We start from the raw sequence: 4,648 nt of genomic DNA, 5'->3' as shown, positions 1-4,648 counted from the left end.
CGGTGCGCGGCGGCCGGTCGTCGCCCCAGTCGAAGTACGGGTCGGTGACCACGCCCAGCATGGAGTGCCCGGCGCTGTCGGCGGGGGCCGGGCCGTCCGGTGAACGCTCGTACAGGGAGGCGTGGTTGTCGATCTGACCGTCCACGGCGCGCGCGTACGGGTCGAGCAGCAGCTTCCTCGGGTTGCAGCGGTGGCCGAGCGAGGGCTGCCAGGGGCCGTGCACCCGGTAGCCGTAGCGCTGACCGGGCGCGATGCCGGGCAGATACGCGTGCCAGACGAAGCCGTCGACCTCGTGCAGCCGGATGGAGGTCTCCTTGCCGGTGTCGTCCACGAGGATCAGGTCGACCCGCTCGGCGACCTCGCTGAACAGCGCGAAGTTGGTGCCCTGTCCGTCGAAGGAGGCGCCCAACGGGTAGGGCTGCCCGCTCCAGACGGGCAGCCCTTTCCTGGTGGTGCGGGCGCTCACCGGCTGCCCTCCAGGCTGTCGCCGGCGGGTGCGGGCGCGGCCAGGACGGCCACCTGATGCCGCCGCGGCTCCTTCAGTCCGGTACTCAGGAACGGCTCCGGCGGCAGCGGCACCAGCGGCACCCGTTCACCGGCCCGGGCGCGCTGCGAGAACCAGATGATCTTGGCTCCGGTCTCGGCGGCGCAGCAGCCCCAGCCGTCGCTCATGGCGGCGATGTCCGCGAGGCAGGCGCGCAGATCCTGGTCCGGGCGCAGTTCGGGGTCTTCGTCGCCGAAGGCGGTGATGAGGTGCTGGCCGTTCCACCACATCTCGATGGAGGTGTGCTTGTCACGGGCGTGCTGGTCGATCGCCCGCAGCAGCAGTTCGGCGCCGCGGCAGACGGGGGCCACGAGATTGTCGAGGTCCCAGTGGCGGAGATGGGCGGCCAGGATGCGGCTGACCTGTCCCACCCGTTCCGGGCTGACTTCCACGTCGAGGTGGTAGTAGCAGGGCACTGCGGTCTTCATCGTCGCTTGCTCCTCACCGGCGAAGCTCTCGCTCCCCTCGCCCTGTCCGGGAGGGATCCCGGACACACAGCGTGAGCGGTGATCGCTTCTGAGTCATCTCCAACGGTGCAGGCGCTACGCCATTCGTGCAACACGAGTACACACCGTTCCCAATGGTTGAAGCTCCAACAAGACGCTGCGTCCGCGCGCGTGCACCATGAGTGAAAGCCTCGATCGCCGTAACGGTGCCGTGCCCACCCCTGCGCGGACGCCACCCGACCGTCGGGAACGCGCCCAGTCGAGAGCGTGGAGGGTGAACAGGGCCATGCTGCTACCCGCCAAGGCCGAAGTGGCCCGGCAGTTGCGGCGTTACCGGGCGTGGGAGCGCGTGATGCTCGCCTCGCCGTACGACCGCACGGTCCGGGCCACGTTCGAGGACTCGGGGTACACCTTGTGCGTTCTGATGGGCAAACGCTGTGCCCGCGAGGCGGCGGACGCGGCGGAGCGGTATCTGCGCACGAGTCAGGTCAGCTATCTGCGCGAGCAGGACGGACGGCCGATGTCGCGCCGTTCGGTGCGAAGGGCGCCGGCTTCGGAGCGGCGTTCCACGGCGCCGAGCTCCTGAGCTGGCACCGTACAAGGCGTTCCCTTCGGGGACCGGCAGGGGCCGGCCCCGCTCTCGGATCGCGAAGCCGGGCCGGTGCCCGGCTTCGCGCACGGCGGAGGTGATTACATGCGCAGGACCCCGGCCATCGGCCGTGTACCGGTACGTGACGTCCGGCCGGCCGTGGAGTGCGGCAGGCGCCCGGCGAAGGCGGTGACCGGGGAGACCTTCCAGGTCACCGCGACCGTGTTCCGGGAGGGGCACGATGCCGTCGGTGCCAATGTGGTCCTGCGCGACCCCAGGGGCCGGCGCGGCCCCTGGACCCCGATGCGCGAGGTGTCCCCCGGCAGCGATGTGTGGGGCGCCGAGATCACCCCGGACCTGACGGGCCGCTGGACCTTCCGGGTGGAGGCGTGGAGCCATCCGCTGGCGACCTGGCGGCACACCGCCTCGGTGAAGGTGCCGGCCGGGATCGACACCGGGCTGGTCCTGGAGGAGGGCGCCGAGCTGTACGAGCGCGCCGCCGCCGGAGTGCCCAAGGGACCGGAGCGCGAACTGGTGGCCGCCGCCGCCCGCGCCCTCGGCGACGACTCCCTCTCGGTCCACGAGCGCTTCAGGCCCGCGCTGTCCCCCCGGGTCCGGGAGGTCCTGGACCGTTATCCGCTGCGGGAGTTGGTGACCGCCTCGGACCCGATGCCGCTGCTCGTGGAGCGGGAGCGCGCCCTGTACGGCTCCTGGTACGAGTTCTTCCCGCGCAGCGAGGGAACCGCCGAGAAGCCGCACGGCACGTTCCGTACGGCGGCGCGGCGGCTGAGGCCGATCGCGGAGATGGGCTTCGACGTCGTCTACCTGCCGCCGATCCACCCGATCGGCAGCACCTTCCGCAAGGGCCCCAACAACTCCCTCACCGCCGGTCCCGAGGACGTCGGCGTGCCCTGGGCGATCGGCTCTCACGAGGGCGGCCATGACGCGGTCCACCCCGACCTCGGCACCATCGAGGACTTCGACCACTTCGTGGGCGAGGCACGGGAGTTGGGCCTGGAGATCGCCCTGGACTTCGCGCTCCAGTGCTCCCCCGACCACCCCTGGGTGCACAAGTACCCGGAGTGGTTCCATCACCGCCCGGACGGGACGATCGCCTACGCGGAGAACCCGCCGAAGAAGTACCAGGACATCTATCCGATCGCCTTCGACGCCGACATGGACGGGCTGATCGCGGAGACGGTCCGGGTGCTGCGGCACTGGATGGACCACGGGGTGCGGATCTTCCGCGTCGACAATCCGCACACCAAGCCGGTGGTGTTCTGGGAGCGGGTCATCTCCGAGATCAACCGGAAGGACCCGGACGTGATCTTCCTGGCGGAGGCGTTCACCCGCCCCGCCATGATGCACACCCTCGCGCAGATCGGCTTCCAGCAGTCGTACACCTACTTCACCTGGCGCGAGACGAAGCAGGAACTCACCGAGTACCTGGGCGAGTTGTCGGGGGAGGCGGCCGCCTATATGCGGCCCAACTTCTTCGCGAACACCCCGGACATCCTGCCCGGCCACCTCCAGCACGGCGGCCGTCCCGCCTTCGAGGTCCGTGCCGTGCTCGCGGCCACCCTCTCCCCCGCCTGGGGCATCTACAGCGGCTACGAGCTGTGCGAGAACACCCCGCTGCGCGAGGGCGGCGAGGAGTACCGCGATTCCGAGAAGTACCAACTGAGGCCCCGGGACTGGGAGTCGGCCGAGCGTGAGGGCCGTACGATCGCGCCGCTCATCACCCGGCTGAACGCCGTCCGCCGCGCACACCCGGCGCTACAGCGCCTGCGCAACCTCCGCTTCCATCGGACCGACAACGACGCCGTGCTCGCCTACAGCAAGAGCACGGGTACGGACACGGTCATCGTGGTCGTCAATCTCGACCCGCATCACGCCCAGGAGGCCACGGTCTCGTTGGACATGCCGCAACTCGGCCTGGACTGGGACGCCGAACTGCCCGTGCACGACGAACTGTCGGGCGAGGCGTACCACTGGGGCAGGACCAACTTCGTGCGCCTCACGCCGGGCCGCGCGCCGGCGCATGTGCTCCATGTCCAGCGATCGACGCACCGGAACGGAGGGCCCGCAGCGTCATGACCGTGAACGAACCCGTACTGGACACCTTCGAGGACACCCCTGCCCGGGACCGGGACCCGCGGTGGTTCAAGCGTGCCGTCTTCTACGAGGTCCTGGTCCGCTCCTTCCAGGACAGCAACGGCGACGGCGTCGGCGACCTCAAGGGCCTGACCGCCAAGCTCGACTATCTCCAGTGGCTCGGCGTGGACTGCCTGTGGCTGCCGCCCTTCTTCAAGTCACCCCTGCGGGACGGCGGTTACGACGTCGCCGACTACACCGCCGTACTGCCGGAGTTCGGTGACCTCGCCGACTTCGTGGAGTTCGTGGACGCGGCCCACCAGCGGGGCATGCGCGTGATCATCGACTTCGTCATGAACCACACCAGCGACCAGCACCCGTGGTTCCAGGAGTCGCGCAAGGACCCCGACGGCCCCTACGGCGACTACTACGTCTGGGCCGACGACGACAAGCGGTACGAGGACGCGCGGATCATCTTCGTGGACACGGAGGCGTCCAACTGGACGTACGACCCCGTGCGGGGCCAGTACTACTTCCACCGCTTCTTCTCGCACCAGCCGGACCTCAACTACGAGAACCCGGCGGTGCAGGAGGAGATCCTGGCCGCCCTGAAGTTCTGGCTGGACCTCGGCATCGACGGCTACCGGCTCGACGCGGTCCCCTACCTCTACGCGCAGGAGGGCACCAACTGCGAGAACCTGCCGGCCACGCACCAGTTCCTGAAGCGGGTCCGCCGGGAGATCGACGCGATGTACCCGGACACGGTGCTGCTGGCGGAAGCCAACCAGTGGCCCGAGGACGTGGTCGACTACTTCGGCGACTACGGACGCGGCGGCGACGAGTGCCACATGGCGTTCCACTTCCCCGTCATGCCGCGCATCTTCATGGCGGTACGGCGCGAGTCCCGCCACCCCGTCTCCGAGATCCTCGCCAAGACCCCGGCCATCCCGTCCGGTTGCCAGTGGGGGATCTTCC

Annotated in this window: 4 protein-coding genes and 1 pseudogene; 3 read left to right on the top strand and 2 right to left on the bottom strand. The window is 69.6% G+C overall.

The genetic code is table 11. The features are described from left to right. Both CCN72_RS14810 and CCN72_RS14805 read right to left on the bottom strand, forming a co-directional pair. Positions 1–466: pseudogene (locus CCN72_RS14810) on the bottom strand (glycogen debranching enzyme); the annotation flags it as partial. Continuing rightward, complete coding sequence (locus tag CCN72_RS14805; RefSeq protein WP_037663723.1) at positions 463–972, bottom strand: hypothetical protein; 510 nt, start codon at positions 970–972, stop codon at positions 463–465. The pseudogene CCN72_RS14810 and the gene CCN72_RS14805, both read right to left, overlap by 4 nt. Before the next feature lie 304 nt (positions 973–1,276). Between CCN72_RS14805 and CCN72_RS14800 the strand changes: the two genes are divergently transcribed. The 3 genes from CCN72_RS14800 to CCN72_RS14790 all read left to right on the top strand — a co-directional run. Beyond that, positions 1,277–1,576, top strand: coding sequence for a DUF5133 domain-containing protein (locus CCN72_RS14800; RefSeq protein ID WP_085563262.1), 300 nt, complete (start codon positions 1,277–1,279; stop codon positions 1,574–1,576). Between the two features lie 108 nt (positions 1,577–1,684). Then, a complete protein-coding gene (locus CCN72_RS14795) occupies positions 1,685–3,676 on the top strand; it encodes an alpha-1,4-glucan--maltose-1-phosphate maltosyltransferase (protein ID WP_086807922.1) in 1,992 nt (663 codons plus the stop codon). Next, on the top strand, positions 3,673–4,648 hold a 976-nt coding region (locus tag CCN72_RS14790; protein ID WP_425276148.1), incomplete at its 3' end, for an alpha-amylase family glycosyl hydrolase. The genes CCN72_RS14795 and CCN72_RS14790, both read left to right, overlap by 4 nt.

The organism is Streptomyces murinus, assembly GCF_002154555.1.
Taxonomy (GTDB): Bacteria; Actinomycetota; Actinomycetes; order Streptomycetales; family Streptomycetaceae; genus Streptomyces; species Streptomyces murinus.
Note: the sequence above shows the minus strand (reverse complement) of the source record. Positions and strands in the feature narration are given on the sequence as shown.